At 45.7% G+C, this 19,879-nt stretch carries 17 protein-coding genes; all 17 read left to right on the top strand.

The window, feature by feature from the left end; all coding sequences use genetic code 11:
• The first annotated feature begins 32 nt into the window (after positions 1-32).
• Positions 33-563, top strand: a complete 531-nt coding sequence (locus tag BM415_RS04860) for a hypothetical protein (RefSeq protein WP_091155182.1) — start codon at positions 33-35, stop codon at positions 561-563.
• Positions 560-1,156, top strand: coding sequence for a hypothetical protein (locus BM415_RS04865; RefSeq protein WP_091155184.1), 597 nt, complete (start codon positions 560-562; stop codon positions 1,154-1,156). The genes BM415_RS04860 and BM415_RS04865 overlap by 4 nt, the downstream gene beginning before the upstream one ends.
• Positions 1,157-1,365: 209 nt before the next feature.
• Positions 1,366-2,064, top strand: coding sequence for a 30S ribosomal protein S2 (gene rpsB / locus BM415_RS04870; protein ID WP_091155186.1), 699 nt, complete (start codon positions 1,366-1,368; stop codon positions 2,062-2,064).
• Positions 2,065-2,186: 122 nt separating this feature from the next.
• The gene (tsf, locus tag BM415_RS04875) at positions 2,187-2,837 is read left to right on the top strand and encodes a translation elongation factor Ts (RefSeq protein ID WP_091155189.1); all 651 of its coding nucleotides are present in this window, start codon (positions 2,187-2,189) and stop codon (positions 2,835-2,837) included.
• A gap of 251 nt (positions 2,838-3,088) precedes the next feature.
• The gene (gene pyrH / locus BM415_RS04880; protein WP_091155192.1) at positions 3,089-3,817 is read left to right on the top strand and encodes a UMP kinase; all 729 of its coding nucleotides are present in this window, start codon (positions 3,089-3,091) and stop codon (positions 3,815-3,817) included.
• Positions 3,817-4,371, top strand: coding sequence for a ribosome recycling factor (frr, locus tag BM415_RS04885; protein WP_091155195.1), 555 nt, complete (start codon positions 3,817-3,819; stop codon positions 4,369-4,371). Before pyrH ends, frr begins: the two co-directional genes overlap by 1 nt.
• 93 nt (positions 4,372-4,464) lie before the next feature.
• Entirely contained in the window at positions 4,465-5,232 is a 768-nt protein-coding gene (locus BM415_RS04890; protein ID WP_091155197.1) for an isoprenyl transferase, read from the top strand.
• A 16-nt stretch (positions 5,233-5,248) separates the two neighbouring features.
• The gene (locus tag BM415_RS04895; protein WP_091155200.1) at positions 5,249-6,043 is read left to right on the top strand and encodes a phosphatidate cytidylyltransferase; all 795 of its coding nucleotides are present in this window, start codon (positions 5,249-5,251) and stop codon (positions 6,041-6,043) included.
• 56 nt (positions 6,044-6,099) lie between these two features.
• Positions 6,100-7,239 (top strand): 1-deoxy-D-xylulose-5-phosphate reductoisomerase, encoded by a 1,140-nt coding sequence (locus BM415_RS04900; RefSeq protein WP_091155203.1) that lies wholly within the window; start codon positions 6,100-6,102, stop codon positions 7,237-7,239.
• A 141-nt stretch (positions 7,240-7,380) separates the two neighbouring features.
• Positions 7,381-8,652, top strand: a complete 1,272-nt coding sequence (rseP, locus tag BM415_RS04905; RefSeq protein ID WP_091155204.1) for an RIP metalloprotease RseP — start codon at positions 7,381-7,383, stop codon at positions 8,650-8,652.
• A 75-nt stretch (positions 8,653-8,727) separates the two neighbouring features.
• Positions 8,728-10,176: a proline--tRNA ligase gene (gene proS / locus BM415_RS04910; protein ID WP_091155206.1), complete on the top strand. Its 1,449-nt coding sequence runs from the start codon at positions 8,728-8,730 to the stop codon at positions 10,174-10,176.
• A 192-nt stretch (positions 10,177-10,368) separates the two neighbouring features.
• Positions 10,369-14,685: a PolC-type DNA polymerase III gene (locus tag BM415_RS04915; RefSeq protein ID WP_091155209.1), complete on the top strand. Its 4,317-nt coding sequence runs from the start codon at positions 10,369-10,371 to the stop codon at positions 14,683-14,685.
• A gap of 202 nt (positions 14,686-14,887) precedes the next feature.
• Positions 14,888-15,346, top strand: coding sequence for a ribosome maturation factor RimP (rimP, locus tag BM415_RS04920; protein WP_091155212.1), 459 nt, complete (start codon positions 14,888-14,890; stop codon positions 15,344-15,346).
• A 133-nt stretch (positions 15,347-15,479) separates the two neighbouring features.
• Complete coding sequence (gene nusA / locus BM415_RS04925) at positions 15,480-16,577, top strand: transcription termination factor NusA (RefSeq protein ID WP_047909682.1); 1,098 nt, start codon at positions 15,480-15,482, stop codon at positions 16,575-16,577.
• Between the two features lie 30 nt (positions 16,578-16,607).
• Complete coding sequence (locus BM415_RS04930; RefSeq protein WP_091155215.1) at positions 16,608-16,916, top strand: RNase P modulator RnpM; 309 nt, start codon at positions 16,608-16,610, stop codon at positions 16,914-16,916.
• On the top strand, positions 16,909-17,232 hold the full coding sequence (locus tag BM415_RS04935) for a L7Ae/L30e/S12e/Gadd45 family ribosomal protein (RefSeq protein WP_091155217.1): 324 nt from the start codon (positions 16,909-16,911) through the stop codon (positions 17,230-17,232). The genes BM415_RS04930 and BM415_RS04935 overlap by 8 nt, the downstream gene beginning before the upstream one ends.
• Entirely contained in the window at positions 17,225-19,861 is a 2,637-nt protein-coding gene (infB, locus tag BM415_RS04940) for a translation initiation factor IF-2 (RefSeq protein WP_091155220.1), read from the top strand. Before BM415_RS04935 ends, infB begins: the two co-directional genes overlap by 8 nt.
• Positions 19,862-19,879: the final 18 nt, after the last annotated feature.

Raw genomic sequence — 19,879 nt, forward strand, 5'->3', positions numbered from 1 at the left:
GCACGTGCACGTAAATAAAGGAGAACAGGCTCATGCAACCATGGAGTACTATCGTCTTGCTTGGCCTATGTGTCATTGTATTCGCTTGGTTTGTGCCCAAATCAAGGACGGATTCAGGACAAAAGGCTGTAAAGGACGTAGAGTCTACACTGGATCGATACCTGGCAGAAATTGAACTTGAGAATGAGAAGGTTATTCACAGGCTCAAGCTCTATCAGCAGGAATGGTCAGAGACAGACAAACGCAGAGAACAGGAAATTCTTGATTTGAGCCAGCAGCTCAGTTCACTACAGTCCCATCTAGCGGCACAGTCAGCTCATAAGGAAACAGTGACGTCACCAGCATCTATTCAAGAGAGAGAGCTTGCTGCTGCGGTAGAAGATCCGATCATACAGAACAAGGAAACCTCTTCAGAAACAAATTCAATTCAGTCACGATTTCCAGAGTTGTTCAGGCTCTACTTGGAAGGGAAGTCTGTAGATTATATCTCCAGCAAGTTGAACATGCCTAAAGGAGAGGTCCAGGTTATATTGCAGCTAGGGAATAAGGAGGAGAGTCGATGATCAAAAATCGGTCCTTTCTTATTGGACTTGGAACCGGAATTGCAGCAGGCGCTTTGATTCTACAACTGGCTTTGATCGGACAAGGACAAGCTGGAGGACAGCCGACTCAGGATCTCAGTACACTATCGAGAGAAGAGCTTCAAGAGGCAGCGGAAGAATTGGAGCTCAAGGTCTATGATGCATCTGCTGAGGTCATGACAGAAGAGGAATGGACCGAGGCTAGGGCGGGGGAGCAGGCGCAGGATAACAGCACATTATCCGGCACTAACTCCGGCAATACGTCGAGCAGCGGTGGACCTGCTGTAAGTGTGCCTGAACAGCCGGATCAGCCGGAAGCACCGGAGAATACCAATGCTCCCAATCCGGCCGGCGAGCCAGTACCGGGTACGGTTTCTTATCGTGTAATAAACGGGGCTACCTTAAATGATGTAGCAGATAATCTGTTGTCTCTTCGCGTGATAGAGGATCGGGACGCATTCGTTGAAGAGGCAATAAATCAAGGAATCAACAGGAAGATTCAGGTAGGCACCTTTGAGTTCACTGAGGGAGAATCAATAGATTCTATAATATCAAAACTTATATCAGGTCCCTGAACAGAGACGAGATTTTTGAAGGTATTGTGAAAATAAATGAGATTCATGCCAACTTTGTTGCATCGAGGATGCAGTTGTGATATATTAATTGACGGTGTTAAAACACACGCTGTGCTAATTCTGTCGAGGGTGCTTGCCTTATGGTAAGTCTTGACGGGAAATGATGCCGGCGGAGGACACAAAAACCAATAATTAGGAGGTGTGTGGAGATGGCAGTTATCTCCATGAAACAGCTTCTCGAAGCTGGGGTTCACTTCGGTCACCAAACTCGCCGTTGGAATCCAAAGATGGATCGTTATATCTTCACTGAAAGAAACGGTATTTACATCATTGACTTGCAAAAGACAGTGAAAAAGGTTGAGGAAGCTTACAACTTTGTTAAGAGTATCGCAGGAGAGAATGGAACAATTCTTTTCGTAGGTACTAAGAAACAAGCTCAAGATTCCGTAAAAGAAGAAGCAGAGCGTGCGGGTCAATTCTACATTAACCAACGCTGGCTTGGTGGTACTCTGACTAACTTCCAAACTATTCAAAAACGTATCGATCGTTTGAAGCAGCTGGAAACTTGGGAAGAGGATGGCACATTCCAAGTGCTGCCTAAGAAAGAAGTTATCATTCTCCGCAAAGAGAAAGACCGTCTCGAGAAATTCCTCGGCGGTATCAAGAACATGAAGGGTCTTCCTAGCGCCCTGTTCGTAATCGACCCACGTAAAGAGCGTATCGCTGTTGCGGAAGCTCGCAAATTGGGTATCCCAATCGTAGGTATCGTTGATACAAACTGCGATCCGGACGAAATCGATTATGTCATTCCTGGTAACGATGACGCGATTCGCGCGGTTAAATTGCTTACTGGTAAAATGGCTGATGCTGTTATCGAAGCTCATCAAGGCGAAGAAACATCCGCTTAAGCATGACTTTGTAAGGGTCTCATGTATATGAATTAAATGAAAAGGGTGGTTGGTAGGTGGATAACCTTTCACTGCCCTTTTTTTAGGGTCATACGCAAAATTATCCTCTGGAGGGAAAACAAATGGCAGTAGATGCGAAATTGGTTAAAGAACTTCGCGAAAAAACTGGCGCTGGTATGCTGGATTGCAAAAAAGCACTGGAAGAAGCGAACAATGATGTAACAAAAGCAACTGAAATTCTTCGTGAAAAAGGTCTGGCTGCAGCAGCAAACAAAGCTGGCCGTGTAGCAACAGAAGGTGTGGTTCAATCTTACATCCACGCTGGCGGACGTATCGGCGTATTGGTTGAAGTTAACTGCGAAACAGACTTCGTAGCTATGACTGATCAATTCAAAGAGTTTGCACGCGACATCGCTATGCACATCGCTGCTTCCAGCCCGCGTTATGTAACTCGTGAAGAAGTTCCTCAGGAAGAACTTGAGAAAGAAAAAGAAATTTTGAAAGCTCAAGCTCTGAACGAAGGTAAGCCAGAAAAAATCGTTGAAAAAATGGTTGAAGGCCGTATCGGCAAATACTATGAAGAGTTCTGCTTGCTTGAGCAATCCTTCGTTAAGAATCCTGATCTGACAATTCAACAATTGCTGAACGAAAAAATCAGCACAATCGGTGAAAATATTTCCATCCGTCGCTTTGTTCGTTACGAACTGGGTGAAGGTCTTGAGAAAAAACAAGATAACTTCGTAGAAGAAGTTATGGCACAAGTGAAAAACTAATTATTGAAACATTTATGAACAGAAATCGTACTTGCCCATGTCTTCTGAAGATATAATTAGATTAGCTTCAAGAGATTTTACAAGACACCTTTATATTGAAAGAAGAACTGGATAGTCCGAGATTCGGCTCAGAAAGTTTTCTTTAACTAAGAGTGGAACACAATCCGTGTTCCTTTCTTTTTAACTAATATGAGGTTTACAAGTGCTTATTTGACGTGGGGAAGCGTCATTTTGAAGTGGAGGGTGAACATTTGAAACAGCCTGTATTTAAAAGGGTAGTACTTAAGGTCAGCGGCGAATCGCTGGCAGGACAAAATGGATATGGCATCGATGCGGAAACAATCTCATCAATTGCAACGCAGGTCAAAGAAGTTGTGGAACTGGGTGTGGAAGTTGCAATCGTATGCGGTGGAGGTAACATCTGGCGCGGCATCGCAGGCAGCGAGAACGGAATCGATCGGGCTACTGCAGATTACATGGGTATGCTCGCCACGGTGATGAACTCCTTGGCGCTGCAAGATGCACTTGAGCAGATTGAAGTGCCGACTCGTGTGCAAACTTCAATTGCGATGCAGCAAATTGCAGAGCCTTATATTCGCCGTAGAGCGATTCGTCATCTTGAAAAAGGACGCGTCGTCATCTTTGCGGCAGGAACAGGTAACCCATTCTTCTCCACAGATACGACAGCAGCGCTTCGCGCGGCAGAGATTGAAGCTGAAGTGATCCTGATGGCCAAAAATAAAGTGGATGGAGTTTATTCCGCAGATCCATTTAAAGACAGCACAGCTGTGAAATATGAGCAATTAACATATCTTGATGTATTGAACAAGAACCTGGGAGTTATGGACTCCACTGCTTCCTCACTCTGTATGGATAACAACATTCCACTCATTGTATTCGCTATTACTGAACAAGGGAATATCAAACGTGTTCTGCTGGGCGAAAAAATTGGAACCATCGTTAAAGGGAGTGTAGACTAATGCCACAATCAATTAAGAAGAATGCTGAAGAACGCATGGACAAAGCGATTCAAGCACTGAAACGGGATCTTTCAACACTTCGTGCAGGTCGTGCAACACCTGCTCTACTTGATCGTATTCAAGTTGAATACTACGGTGCAATGACGCCTTTGAACCAGCTTGCGAATATTAATACACCGGATTCCCGTACGCTGATGATTCAGCCTTGGGATAAATCCTCTCTCGCCGATATCGAGCGTGCGATCATGAAATCTGACTTGGGACTGACACCAGCGAATGACGGAGCGATGATTCGTTTGTCAATTCCTCCGCTTACAGAAGAGCGCAGAACAGAGCTGGTTAAATTCACGAAGAAATTCGGTGAAGAAGCCAAGGTTGCGATTCGTAATATTCGCCGCGATGCGAATGATGATATTAAGAAACTCGAAAAAACCGATATTTCGGAAGACGAGTCTCGCAGACATCAAGAGGATATTCAAAAAGCAACAGACAAGTTCGTTGCAGAAGTGGATAAAGTTCTTGCTGCAAAAGAAAAAGAAATTATGGAAGTATAATTAAGCATAGCATACGGCCCCTCCGCCTTCGGTGGGGTTTGCTCTTTTCACAAGAGTGAAAAGAAACTTCATGGGAATTTTGGAGGAAGTCGAATGATGAAACGCTTTCGGTCATGGTTAAACGGTGATGACAAGAAAGAGCTGCCACAGTTGTCCAAGGATAACATCCCGAAGCATGTTGCGATTATTATGGATGGTAACGGAAGATGGGCTAAACGGCAGGGCTTGCCCCGTATTATGGGTCATCAGAGTGGCATGAAGGCTGTTAAACGTGCTACGATAGCTGCAAATGATTTAGGTGTGGAATATTTGACCATGTATGCCTTTTCCACCGAAAATTGGACCAGACCAAGAGACGAAGTTGATTTTTTGATGAGATTGCCCGTTGATTTTTTATCACAGGAACTGGATGAACTCATTGAAAAAAATGTGCGCGTCGAAATGATGGGGCATGAAGAGCAGCTTCCGGAACATACAATCAAGGCGGTTAAAGAGGCGATCGAGAAGACCAAACACAATACCGGAATGGTACTGAATTTTGCTCTGAATTATGGTAGCCGCAAGGAAATCACGGAAGCGGTGAGATCACTCGGTCATAAAATTGAAGCCGGGGAACTTCAAGCAAGTGAGATTACGTCTGAGCTCATCGGGGAACATTTGTTATCAAGCAGCATGCCTGATCCTGATTTGCTTATACGCACAAGTGGTGAGCTTCGTTTGAGTAATTTCATGCTGTGGCAGCTTGCTTATAGTGAAATGTGGTTTACTGACATTTATTGGCCTGAATTCGAGAAGCAGCATTTGTATGAGGCTGTAGCTGAATATCAGCAAAGAACGAGAAGATATGGCGGTTTGAAGTAATGGAGGATGGACCAAGTTGAAAGAGCGAGTCATAACGGGAATTGTTGCCGGAGTATTTTTTCTGGGATTTGCAATATTGGGAGGAACTTGGTATAACGTTCTGATCCTCATGATGTCTCTGATCGGTTTATACGAATTTATTCGTATGATTGGGGTCTCGACATTTGGGGGAACTGCATTTATAGGCTATATAGGTGTTCTGATACTCGTATTTCCATCAATACTTGCAAGCTTAGATATTTCAATGTCGCTTATTCAGATCGTATGGCTCTTAATGCTGCTGTTCCTCTCTGCTACAGTAACGACCAAGAACAAACTGACCGTTCAAACAGCGGCACTGATGTTTATTGGTGTCGTATATGTTGGGATCGGTTTTTATTATATTGCAGCAACTCGTCAGTTACAGGACGGTTTGTTCTGGACTTTTATGATTTTAGTCAGCATATGGGGCAGTGATGCCGGTGCTTATTTCGTAGGCAAGAGTATCGGTAAACATAAGCTCTGGCCTGTGATCAGCCCGAACAAAACGATTGAAGGGGCCATCGGCGGCATCGTAATCGCAGTTATCGTTTCGATAGCTTTTGCTCTATTGTCAGATGGAATCGTTGGTGTTGGAAACGCAGTGCTGATCGGACTGTCATCTGCGATCATTGGACAAATGGGTGATTTGGTTCAGTCTGCATACAAACGTGTGTATGGAATTAAGGATTCAGGCAGTCTGCTGCCTGGGCATGGCGGTATCCTTGATCGCTGTGACAGCTGGATATTTGTATTTCCGTTTGTACATATGCTCGCACTGATACCTTACTAGCAGAGATAATGTATAACCACAATTGTGCGATCAAAGAATGACATGAGGTGTACCATATGAAGAAAATATCAGTTCTTGGTTCGACAGGCTCCATTGGAACTCAGACATTGGATGTCATATCAATGCATCCGGATAAATTTCAAGTAGAAGGCTTATCTGCTGGATCGAATGTGGAGCTGCTGATAGAGCAGGCGAACGTTTATCGCCCTAAGAAAGTATCTGTAGGTCGTATGGATGATGTCGATATCGTCAAATCAAATGTTCCTGCGGGTACAGAAGTGTTTTTCGGCGAAGAAGGATTAATTGAAGTGGCTGCCGGAACGGATGCAGAGATGGTAATTACAGCGGTCATGGGTAGTGTGGGTCTCAAATCTACCTTGGCGGCTATCAAGGAACAGAAGCAAATCGGACTTGCGAACAAGGAGACCCTTGTGACAGCAGGACATTTGGTTACATCACTCGCCAAAGACAAAGACGTGCAAATTATACCTGTGGACAGCGAACATTCTGCCATATTTCAATGCCTGAACGGCGAAGAGATTCGTGAAGTGAAGAATATAACGTTAACTGCCTCAGGCGGATCATTTAGAAATTTAAGCCGAGATCAGCTTCAGCATGTGACGGTGGAGGATGCACTGAAGCATCCAAACTGGTCCATGGGTTCCAAGATTACGATTGATTCAGCGACAATGGTGAATAAAGGACTTGAAGTCATTGAAGCCAGATGGCTGTTCGGTCTGCCTTACGAGCAAATCAACGTTTTGCTGCATCCAGAGAGTATTATTCATTCCTTTGTCGAGTTTCAGGATACGAGCATGATTGCGCAGATGGGAAATCCTGATATGCGGGTGCCGATTCAATATGCATTAACTTATCCGAAAAGGCTGCCTTCACCTGCAAAATCTTTGTCGCTCACTGAGATTGGATCTTTGCATTTTAAAGAGATGGATATGGAACGATTCCCTTGCCTGCGGCTTGCATTTGAATGCGGCAAAATGGGAGGTACCGCAACAACGGCGTTTAATGCAGCTAACGAAGTAGCTGTTGCGCGGTTCTTGAAAGGTGAAATTTCCTTCCTCAAGATCGAGGAGATCATTGAACGGGTAATTGAAGCTCACAGCAATGAACTAAATCCTGATCTTTCTGAAATTGACAGAGTGGATCAATATGTAAGGACGCTAGCAGGACAAATGTAAACAAGGTTTCATCCTGCTTACTAGGTTCAATAAGGAGATGCTGCTCAAAAGATTTGATTCTCTTGTATCCCCTGTCTGAATAATGATAATGTAAGTAGGACATGACTAGCTCTTCTTAAGTAAAAGGAGGATGGAAGTAATTTGGAAACCTTGCAAATCGTAGTACTAACAGTACTCATGTTTTTCGTCATTGTGACGGTGCATGAATGGGGCCATTACTATTTTGCCAAGCGTGCAGGAATTCTCGTCAGAGAATTTGCGATCGGTTTTGGTCCAAAGCTGTTTTCTTATAAGCACCAGGAGACGGTGTTCACTCTGCGTTTGCTTCCGTTTGGAGGATATGCACGGATGGCGGGTGAAGATCCGGAACTCATTGAGATTCAGCCAGGTCAGACGATTGCGATTAAAGCAGCAGACGGACTGGTGAAATCGATATACCTTGATCAGCTGGATAACCGCAAAAATGTGGTGCGTGGAGAGATCCTCACGATTGATCTGGAGCGCAGACTTATGATTGAGATGGACGTTGATGGAGAGAAGCAGCAATTCCCTGTCCATCCACAGGCAATGCTCATTGCAAGAGGACAGGAGACACAGATTGCTCCTAAGGATCGCCAGTTTAACAGCAAGACGGTCGGTCAAAGAGCACTGGCCATTTTTGCCGGACCGTTTATGAATTTCCTGCTGGCCTTCGTCCTGTTTGCGATTCATGCCATGATAGCCGGCGTCCCTGCTGAGAACCCAACCTATGTGAAGATCGGCAATATCAGTGAAGGAATGCCTGCTGCAGAAGCAGACCTTCGCAAAGGCGATATTATTGAAACTATTAATGGCGAAGCCATTGGTGGAGATTATAATAAAATGGTGGCCATGATTGCTGAATCAATGGATAAACCCATGGATTGGACTGTGCGTAGGGGAGAAGAGGTATTCAATCTAAGTATTACGCCTAGACCAATGGAAGGCCAGGAAGGTGGGAAAGTCGGAATCACACCTGAATTGCAAACAGAGGATGTCGGATTCTTCCAGTCCTTTGCTGTGGCCGGTGATCATATGGTTACAACTACAAAAAGCATATTTGAAGGCTTCCGGATGCTGATTGCTCAGTTCAATATCGATGATCTGGGAGGACCGGTTCGCACATTTGAAGTGACGGGTCAAATTGCGAAGCAGGGCATTTTACAGTTGACACAATGGACGGCAATCCTTAGCCTGTATTTAGGGATATTCAATCTATTGCCGATTCCAGCATTGGATGGAAGCCGACTTATCTTCTTGGGGATTGAAGGGCTTCGCGGCAAACCGATTGATCCGAATCGTGAAGGCATGGTGCACTTCATTGGGTTTGCGATGCTGTTCTTGTTGATGATTGCTGTAACCTATAACGATATTTTAAGATTGATTAATGGATAATTGTTGTTCGCATATCATAATGACCGAATGGATCATTAATGATGTGAGAACTATGGGAGGACGGAAACGAGTCTTATGTCGAACGATAAACAGTTTGTCACTGAAATTACACCCCAGTCTGAGGATTTCTCTCGCTGGTATATAGACACCATTAAGAAAGCGGATCTGATGGATTACTCTCCAGTTCGGGGATGTATCGTATTCAAACCGGATGGCTATGAAATCTGGGAGCATATTCAGGAAGAAATGGACCGTCGTTTCAAAGAAACAGGTCATCGTAATGCATACTTCCCGATGTTTATCCCGGAGAGCTTCTTCCAGAAGGAGAAGGAGCATGTTGAAGGCTTTAATCCTGAACTGCCATGGGTAACTGAGGCAGGAGGGGAGAAGCTTGAGGAGAGACTTGCGATTCGTCCTACCTCTGAAACGATCTTTGGACATATGTATTCCAAATGGATTCAGTCCTATCGTGATCTGCCGGTTATGATCAATCAGTGGGCAAATGTGGTTCGTTGGGAAAAACGTACGATGCCTTTCTTGCGTACAAGTGAGTTCTTGTGGCAAGAAGGTCATACTGCTCATGAAACAGAAGAGGAAGCTCGTCAGGAAACGATGCAAATGCTGGAAGTGTACCGTGAGGTCGTGGAGAACGTACTGGCGATTCCGGTCATCAAGGGGCAAAAGACCAGATCCGAGAAATTCGCCGGTGCAGTGGACACATTCTCCATTGAGGCCATGATGAAGGATGGACGAGCGGTTCAAGCGGGAACTTCCCATTACATGGGCACCAATTTTGCCAAAGCTTTTGAAATACAGTACTTGAACCGGGAAAATACACTAGAGTATGCACATACCACTTCATGGGGGACAAGCACACGTCTGATTGGTGCCATGATTATGGTGCACGGTGATGATCGTGGACTGGCACTGCCTCCAAAGGTTGCGCCTACACAAGTGATCATGATTCCAATTGGACCTCCAAAGACACGTGATCAAGTCGTTGGCCGGGCTGATGAGTTGTATGCAGAACTGAAGAAGGCTGGTATTCGTGTTAAAATGGACGATCGCAGTGATGTGCGTCCTGGGTGGAAGTTTAACGAGTATGAAATGCGCGGTGTTCCTGTACGCCTTGAGATCGGTCCTCGTGACATGGAGAACGGAGTATGTGTGCTTGTATCCAGAATCTCCGGTGAGAAGAAGGTTGTTCAGCAGGCAGACTTGGTAGAAGAGATCAAGGCTATGCTGGAGCAAGTACAGAACGAAATGTTCGAGCGTGCGCAGAACTTCATGAAGGACAACTTCTACTCCGTGGATACACTTGACGAGATGAAGGAACTGATGGAAGAGAAACGCGGCTTCTCACTTGCCGGCTGGTGCGGTTCGGATGCTTGTGAAGACAAGGTCAAAGAAGTGACAGGGGCGACTAGCCGTAACATTCCGTTTGAACCCGCTGAGGAAAAACATACTTGTCTGGTATGTGGACAGAAAGCAGAACATACGGTAGTATTTGCTAGAGCATATTAATTTTTTTTGAGTATACATGAATCAATTTCATAATACCTTCGGCTGCTTCAATCAAGACTATTAATTGATTCACACGTGTAAGAGAATGACAAGCTTCTGTCCGAAATGAGACGGTGCCTTTTAGCGGATCGGTTCCCATTTTTGTGTGCAGGAGCTTTTCATGTTCTATGGTTTGAAACGGGGGGAGAAAGATTGAACGGAACGGATGAGAAGAGAAAACGGTTTGAGCTGCTGATGAAACAGGTTGATTTGCCGGCGGGCATCGTGGAGCCTCATTTTATCGACGGCTTTATCGACCAGGTGGAAATTAGCCGCATGAACCGTGAATGGCACATAACCATTACGAAGGATACACTGGTTCCCGCTCCTGTCTTTAAAGCATTCTGTCTGCATATTCGAGATAAAATGAGTCATATAGCCAAGATTTCGTTTACTTTCAACTACGGTACTGCTGTATCCGAAGCAGATATTGTCGGAGAGTATTGGAATTTGTTCCTGGAATGGGTGCATCAGCAAATTCCTTCTGTTAATGGATGGATGAACCGGGCGACTCAGGAAGTTGAGTCTGGTCTACTCACGCTAACAATGAGTGATGGCATGGCGCTGGAGCTTGCCCGCAAGAAGCAGATTGATCAGGCAATAACCACGTATTATGATCGTTACTTCAAGCTCCCGCTTAAGGTGAAGATGCTGGTTGGCGAGAGTAACCGAGAAGAGCTGGAGAAGTTTGAACAGAAGAAACGGGAAGAAGAACGTGTTGTCATTGAGAACATGATGAGCATGATTGAAGCCGAGATGGCCCCAATAGAGGAAGAAGAAGGCGATGTTAGGCTTCAAATGGGATATGAGATTAAGGAGCCGGCAGTGCCTATTCAGGAAGTTCAGGATGAAGAGAAGAAGATTACTCTTCAAGGTACCGTATTTGGTCTGGACAAAAAAGAGCTCCGCAACGGTAATACGCTTTACATGTTCTACTTGACCGACTTTACGGATTCCATGCAGATGAAAGTATTTGCGAAGTCCAAAGAAGATGTCAAAATTATGAATCTGCTGGCGAATGGAAAATGGCTGAAGGTTCGCGGGCGAGTTGAATACGATCGATTTATGCAAGTACCTGAGCTCGCCATGATCCCTTCAGATCTCGTCGAGGTGCAGGCACCGCCAACACGTAAGGATAACGCAGCAGAGAAGCGAGTCGAATTTCACCTTCATACGAAGATGAGTACGATGGACGCGGTAACTTCCATCGATACTTATGTCAAAACGGCAGCCAAATGGGGACACAAAGCGATTGCTGTAACAGATCATGGAGGCGTTCAAGTATATCCGGAAGCAGCCAAGGCTGCTAAAAAGCACGGCGTCAAAATGATTTACGGACTCGAGGCGAATATCGTCAATGATGCTGTAGAGGTTGTTATGAAGCCGCAGCCCTTGGAGTTAAAAACAGCGGAATATATTGTGTTTGATATAGAGACGACAGGTTTATCGGTTACACAGAACAAGATCATCGAAATTGCAGCAGTAAAAATGCAGGATGACAAGGAAGTGGATCGATTTGCGACCTTTGTGAATCCTCATGAACGAATTCCGTATAACATCCAGCAGCTGACCAACATTAACGATGATATGGTCAAGGATGCGCCAGAGCTTGAGCCTGTGCTGCAGGACTTCGTCAAGTTTGTGGGAAACGGGATATTAGTGGCGCACAACGCGAGATTTGACATTGGCTTTATTCAAGCCAATCTCAAAACAATCGGGATGGAACCATTGGAGAATCCCGTACTGGATACACTGGAGCTCGCCAGATTGCTGCATCCAACGATGAAAAATCACCGCTTGAATACACTGGCGGATAAATATAAGGTTTCGCTTGAGAATCATCACCGGGCGATTGATGATACGATTGCGCTTGCCGGCATACTGACAGGGCTGCTGAATGATGCTTCACAGCTGAAGGGTATCACAATGCTGGACCGGCTGAATGATTACGTAGGCATGGACCTGTCCAATGCAAGGCCGTTCCACAGTGGGATATATGCACTTAATGGTACAGGCAAGAAGAATTTGTACAAGCTGGTTAGTCTGTCCCATACACAGCATTTCAAGCGGGTTGCGACGATCCCGAAGTCGAAGCTGGTGGGCCATCGAGATGGACTGCTAATCATGTCCGGCTGCGAGAAGGGTGAGTTTTTTGAAGCTGTACTCAATAAATCGGTTGAAGAAGCTGAGGAGATTGCCCAATTCTATGACATTTTGGAGATTCAACCGATTACGATGTATATGCATCTTGTTGACAAGGGACTGGTGGCGACGCCGGACGAGATTAAAATTGCGATTCGCAAAGTGGTTGAGATTGGTGACAAGCTGGGCAAACCGGTCGTTGCTACAGGGAATGTGCATTACCTTGATCCGAGAGACAAAATTTATAGAGATATTACGATTCACGGGATAACCGGGTTTAGTCCACTTAAGGATATGCGTAAGCCGGATGCTCACTTCCGTACAACAGACGAAATGCTGGAGGAATTCGAGTTCCTTGGCAAGGACAAAGCTTATGAAGTGGTCGTCACGAATACGAGTGAGCTGGCCGACCGCTTTGAAGAGATACAGCTCTTTCCCAAAGAGCTCTTTACCCCAATTATTGAGGGAGCTGAAGAAGAGATTCGCAGCAAGTGCTACGAGACAGCTAAATCTATTTACGGTGAAGAAGTACCGGATGTTGTCGTTAAACGACTGGAAAAAGAGCTGGAGCCCATTATCAAATTCGGATTCTCTGCCAACTATCTTATTTCAGAGAAGCTGGTTAAGAAGTCGAACCAGGATGGATATCTGGTAGGCTCCCGGGGTTCCGTAGGTTCCTCTGTCGTAGCTACATTCCTTGGTATATCCGAGGTTAATCCGCTGCCTCCGCATTATATTTGTGTTAATCCAGAATGCAAGCACAGCGAATGGTTCCTTGATGGCAGTGTGAAGAGTGGATTTGACCTCCCTCTGAAGGATTGTCCTGAGTGCGGCAAACCTTACAAGGGTGAAGGTCAGGATATCCCTTTCGAAACGTTCCTTGGCTTTAAGGGTGACAAGGTTCCCGATATTGATCTTAACTTCTCTGGTGAATACCAGCCCAAGGCTCACCATTTTACAAAGGTAATGTTTGGTGAGAAGAACGTATTCCGTGCAGGGACGATTGGTACGGTAGCGGAGAAGACGGCCTTCGGATTTGCGAAGAAATACGAGGAAGCTCATCACAAATCCTGGAGAGGTGCGGAGCTAAATCGGCTTGCATCAGGATGTACCGGCGTGAAGCGGAGCACCGGACAGCATCCGGGCGGAATTGTCGTTGTACCGGACTATATTGAAGTTGAGGATGTCACACCTGTACAGTATCCGGCAGATGACACCAGTGCGGAATGGAAAACGACGCACTTTGACTATCACGCCTTCGAGGATAATTTGCTCAAGCTGGATATTCTGGGACATGATGATCCGACGATGATGCGGATGCTTCAGGATTTGACAGGCGTTGATCCAACTACAATTCCAATGAATGATCCCAAGGTCATGAGCATGTTCAACTCAACGGATGCGCTTGGTGTAACCCCCGAGCAGATCCGTACGCCAGTTGCCACTTATGGCGTGCCGGAGATGGGTACCAAATTCGTTAGACAGATGCTGCAGGAATCCCAGCCAAGCACCTTTGCTGACCTCTTGCAAATATCAGGGTTGTCCCACGGGACTGGCGTATGGCTCGGCAATGCACAGGAGCTGATCAAGAACGGAACCTGCAACATTAAGACCGTAATTGGCTGTCGGGACGATATCATGCTGTTCTTGATTTATAAGCACGGCATGGATGCTGCACTTGCCTTCAAAATTACCGAGAGTGTACGTAAGGGTAAAGGACTCAGTCAGGAATGGATTGATGAAATGAAGAACTGTAAGGTTCCGCAGTGGTACATCGATTCCTGTCTGAAAATCCAGTACATGTTCCCGAAAGCCCATGCTTCTGCTTATGTTATATCAGCAGTTCGTACTGCATACTACAAGCTGTATTATCCTATTGAATATTACGCAACCTATTTCTCAGTACGTGCTGAGGATTTTGATATTGAGCTGGCATGTCAGGGCTATGAAGCAATATCTCGGAAGATCGTTGAGATTGAGCAGCTTGGCTTCCAGGCTTCGACGAAGGAGAAATCGATGTTATCGGTGCTAGAGATGGCGCTTGAAATGACAGCACGAGGATATAGCTTCAAAACGATTGATCTGTATCGATCGGATGCGACACGCTTCACGATTGAGGGGGATTCCCTGATTCCTCCTTTCTCTGCCCTTGCAGGTATTGGTGACAATGCAGCTCGCAATATTGCAGCAGCACGTGAACACGGGGAGTTCTTGTCCATTGAAGATTTCCAGCAGAAATCGAAGGCGAGTAAGACAGCGGTGGAGCTGCTGACGCAAATGGGCTGCTTCCGTGGTCTGCCAGAGAGCAATCAGCTGTCACTCTTCTAGTCAGAAATCATGACTAACCGATACAGAGACAGCGAGTCAAGTGACTATACTTGTCACTAATGTCTGACTATGTTATAATTTTTATGGTAATCATGAGGATAAAACCGTTGCTTAAAGAGTGGGGAAACCCACTCTTTACTCTTTGGTATACACTTTAATTTGCCGGTTAACCGGAACGAACCTGACTTGGAGGTTACCTTATTTGAGCACAAAGATTAAAACTACCGTGGAAGAAATGATCAAGCCTTTTCTGGATGAGCATGAATTTGAGCTCATAGATGTAGAATACGTGAAAGAAGGAAGCAATTACTTCCTGCGTGTTTACGTGGATAAAGAGGGTGGCATCGATCTGGATGATTGCGGATTGATCAGTGAATTTTTAAGCGCAGAGCTGGATAAGAAGGATCCGATCCCTGATGCATATTTTCTAGAAGTCTCTTCTCCCGGTGCTGAACGCCCCCTGAAGAAGTCTGCCGACGTGGCCAAGGCGGTAGGAAAGAATGTGTACGTCACTACATATGAGCCGATAGACGGTCTGAAGGAATTTGAAGGCGAATTGTTATCTTTTGAAAACGACGAATTGGTTATTGCCTCAGGAAAAAAAGAGCATGCCGTTCCTTATTCAAAAGTGGCGAGTGCACGTTTGGCCATTGTTTTATAAGTGTTAAATTTACACACTATATGATCAGATTCGTCCCGCGTGCAACGGCAAGGTTCTCTTTAATGTTTCTGTATAAAGAGAACTTCGCCGTTTTACGCTATGGATGACATGTTTGAAAGGGGGATTTACATTCATGAGTATGGATTTTATTGAAGCGATGAATGAACTAGAAAGGGATAAGGGAATCAGCAAGGACATTTTGTTCGAAGCGATTGAAGCTGCGCTGATTTCGAGCTATAAGCGTAATTTTAATACAGCGCAGAATGTTCGTGTTGACATGAACCGGAATTCAGGGGTTATCCGTGTATATGCTCGTAAGATGGTTGTAGAAGAGGTGCTGGATCCTCGGACCGAAATTTCTTTGCCTGCAGCAAGAGAGATTAACCCGCATTTTCAGCTGGAGGATGTAGCTGAGATCGAAGTTACACCAAGAGATTTCGGCCGTATTGCAGCTCAAACGGCAAAGCAGGTTGTAACACAGCGTATTCGTGAAGCGGAACGCGGGCTTATCTATAATGCTTTCGTTGATAAAGAAGAGGACATTGTTACAGGTGTTGTACAGCGCCAGGATCTGCGCAGCATTTATATTGACCTCGGCAAGGTTGAGGCGGTTCTTCCTCTTACGGAGCTTATGCCGAATGAGAAATTTGTTCACGGGGATCGGATCAAGGCATATATCACTAAGGTTGAGAACACGACAAAAGGTCCGCAAATTGTGCTTTCTCGCACACACCCTGGGCTGCTGAAGCGTCTGTTTGAGCTTGAAGTGCCTGAAATCTTCGACGGTGTAGTCGAGATTCGTTCCGTTGCGCGCGAAGCAGGCTTCCGTTCGAAGATCGCCGTTCATTCTCGTAATGAAGAGGTGGATCCGGTTGGTTCTTGCGTAGGACCGAGAGGGACTCGTGTTCAGACGATCGTTAACGAGCTTCGCGGAGAAAAAATTGATATCGTGAAATTCTCTGAATCGGTTGAGGAATATGTTGCTAACGCACTGAGCCCATCTAAGGTTCTGGAAGTTCAGGTGTTTGAGAACGAGAAGATGGCTCGAGTTATTGTTCCGGACTATCAGCTGTCTCTAGCCATTGGTATCAAAGGTCAGAATGCGCGTCTTGCTGCCAAGCTAACGGGCTGGAAGATTGATATCAAGAGCGAAAGCCAGGCAGAGCAGGAATTTGGCAGAGAAAAAGACTCTTCTGGTGAAATGCATCAGGATTCCATCACCGTCGATTAAGCTGTACTGAAGTGATTGGGGGTCTACAGAATGAAACAACGCAAAGTACCGCTTCGCAAATGCGTGGCTTGTCAAGAAATGATGCCGAAGAAACAGTTAATCAGGGTTGTTAAAACACCGGAAGATGAAGTGCTGATTGACCTTACGGGCAAGAAATCTGGTCGTGGTGCTTATCTTTGCGGTAAGGAAGCTTGCTTCCGTCTGGCTCAGAAGAACAGATCACTCGATCGGGCGCTCAAGTCGCAAGTGAAGCCTGAGATCTATGAGCAGCTTGCACAAGACTTTATCAGTGCCGAAGATGAATTTTTGGCCGCAAGGGATAGGGCTGAAGATGAATAAGGCGCTGTCCTATGTAGGTCTTGCGACGCGAGCAGGCAAACTAGTTTCTGGTGATGAAATTGTACTAAAAGCTATCCGGTCTTCCGAAGCGAAAATGGTTATTGTTGCGGCCGATGCATCAGCTAATACACTCAAAAAATTCCGTGACAAGTGCAATTCGTACAACGTTCCTCTTCTTATCGGCTTCAATCGGGAAACACTTGGCAGTGCCATGGGTAAACCAGAACGTGTTGTACTCGCTGTAACGGATCCGGGATTTGTCAAAATGATCGCGAAGCAGGCCTTGACAATGTCGGAGGTGGAGTATATTGAGTAAACAAGATAGCAAACTGCGAGTTTATGAATATGCAAAATCACTCAACATGAGCAGCAAAGAAATTATTACCATTCTTAAGAAGCTGGATATCCCCGTTAACAATCATATGAGCGTAATGGAGAATGGATCCGTTGCGAAGGTAGAACAATTTTTTAACAATATAAAAGCGGGAGCCGCAATTAAACGTGAGCAGAGCTCATCCGCTCAGACGGTTGCGACATCGGCGGTTCATGAAGATCAAGGAGCGACCGAGCGTCCTAATTCGTCTTTTCAAGGAGGTGCCACACAGAATTTGCAAAACGAAGTGAAGAACAATGAGTCTAAGAATACACGGAATGCTTCTGAGAACAGTAACTCAATACCAAAAAAACAACAGGAAAAGCAGGTAGGTATGAATAATAGACCAAATCAAAACAATAACAGTGGATCCCAACGGCAAAGCGGTCAAGATAACCGCAGATCAAACGGCAGTGTAGGCCAATCAGCTGGAGGTCAAGGAAACCGTCCTTCACAAGGAGGAAATGCAAGCCGTCCTTCACAAGGAGGAAATGCAAGCCGCCCTTCTCAAGGAGGAAACGCAGGACGTCCTTCACAAGGCGGAAATGCGAACAGGCCTTCTTCCCAGCAAGGCAGTGGCCAAGGAAGTAACCAAGCCAGAAGCAACAACAGCACAGCGGGCGGCAACAACCGCGGTGGCCAAAACCGTAACAACAGTAACAACAGTAACAGCAGTAACAATAATAATCGCAGTGGCGGCGGACGTCGTTTTGAAGATGGCAACGGCAGAGGCAACTACCGTGGCAACAACCGCGGTGGAAAAAACAACCGTGGAAGAAACCAATCCAATCAGCCACCTCGTGAGAAGATCGACAATACACCAAAGAAAATTATCGTTCGCGGTAACATGACGGTAGGTGAATCGGCGAAACTGCTTCACAAGGATGCTTCTGAAGTCATCAAGAAACTCATATCGATGGGTGTAATGGCAACCATTAATCAGGAGCTGGATATCGACACGATTCTGCTTCTTGCAGGTGAGTTCGGTGTTGAAGTTGAAGTGAAGATCCCAGTTGAAGACGATCGCTTCGAGACGGTTGAAGAAAACGATGATCCAGCCGATTTGAAAGCTCGTCCTCCAGTTGTTACGATTATGGGTCACGTTGACCATGGTAAAACAACACTTCTGGATACCATTCGTTCCACAAGTGTAACTTCTGGCGAGGCAGGCGGCATCACCCAGCATATTGGTGCATACCAAGTAGAGATTAACAACAAAAAGATTACCTTCCTCGATACTCCGGGTCACGAAGCGTTTACAGCGATGCGTGCCCGCGGTGCGGAAGTAACGGATATGACGATTATCGTGGTTGCAGCTGATGACGGTGTCATGCCTCAGACAGTAGAAGCAATTAACCATGCTAAGGCAGCAAATCTGCCGATTATCGTTGCTGTCAACAAGATTGACAAGCCGGGAGCAGATCCGGATCGTGTTAAGCAGGAGCTTACCAACTATGAGCTCGTTCCGGAGGAGTGGGGCGGAGATACCATCTTTGTTAACGTTTCGGCGAAGCAAAAAATGGGTATTGAAGACTTGCTCGAAATGATCCTGCTCGTGGCAGAAGTGAACGAATATAAGGCGAACCCGAACAAGCGTGCACGTGGTACAGTTATTGAGGCTGAGCTGGATAAAGGCCGCGGACCAGTGATGCGTCTGCTTGTTCAACACGGTACACTCAAAGTCGGAGATGCGTTTGTAGCAGGTAATTGCTTCGGACGTGTTCGTGCTATGGTAAATGATAAAGGCCGTAAGCTCAAAGAAGCAGGTCCTTCAACTCCGGTTGAAATTACAGGTCTGCAGGAAGTACCTCTTGCGGGTGATCCGTTTATGGTATTTGAGGATGAGCGTAAGGCTCGCTCCATTGCTGACAAGCGTGCAATTACACAACGTGAATCCGATCTGGGTACTCATACGCGTGTAACACTGGACGACTTGTTCAAACATATCAAGGACGGAGAGATCAAAGATCTTAACGTGATTATCAAGGGAGACGTTCAAGGTTCGGTTGAGGCACTTAAGGGGTCTCTAGCGAAGATTGAAGTTGAAGGTGTACGCGTGAAGATTATCCACAGCGGCGCTGGTGCGATCACCGAGTCAGATATCATTCTGGCAGCTGCATCCAATGCCATTGTGATCGGATTTAATGTTCGTCCTGACGTTCAGGCGAAATCTACGGCTGAATCGGAAAAAGTCGATGTACGTATGTACAACGTTATTTATAACGTAATTGAAGAGATCGAGCAGGCCATGAAAGGGATGCTGGACCCTGAATTTAAAGAGAGTGTCATCGGTCATGCCGAAGTACGTAATACCTTTAAGATCAGTAAAGTGGGAACCATTGCGGGATGTATGGTTACTTCCGGTAAAATTTCCCGTGCAGCACAAACTCGCGTCATTCGGGATGGAATCGTTATTTTTGAGGGCAAACTAGACTCATTGAAACGTTACAAAGATGATGCTAAAGAAGTGGCGCAAGGTTATGAGTGCGGTATTACCATTGAGAATTTCAACGATATTAAAGAGGGCGACGTTATTGAAGCGTTCGTAATGGAAACAGTTGAACGCAAATAATGTCCTTTGCTAGAGAGG

It is taken from the genome of Paenibacillus sp. 453mf (assembly GCF_900116105.1).
In the GTDB taxonomy this organism is placed as follows: domain Bacteria; phylum Bacillota; class Bacilli; order Paenibacillales; family Paenibacillaceae; genus Paenibacillus; species Paenibacillus provencensis.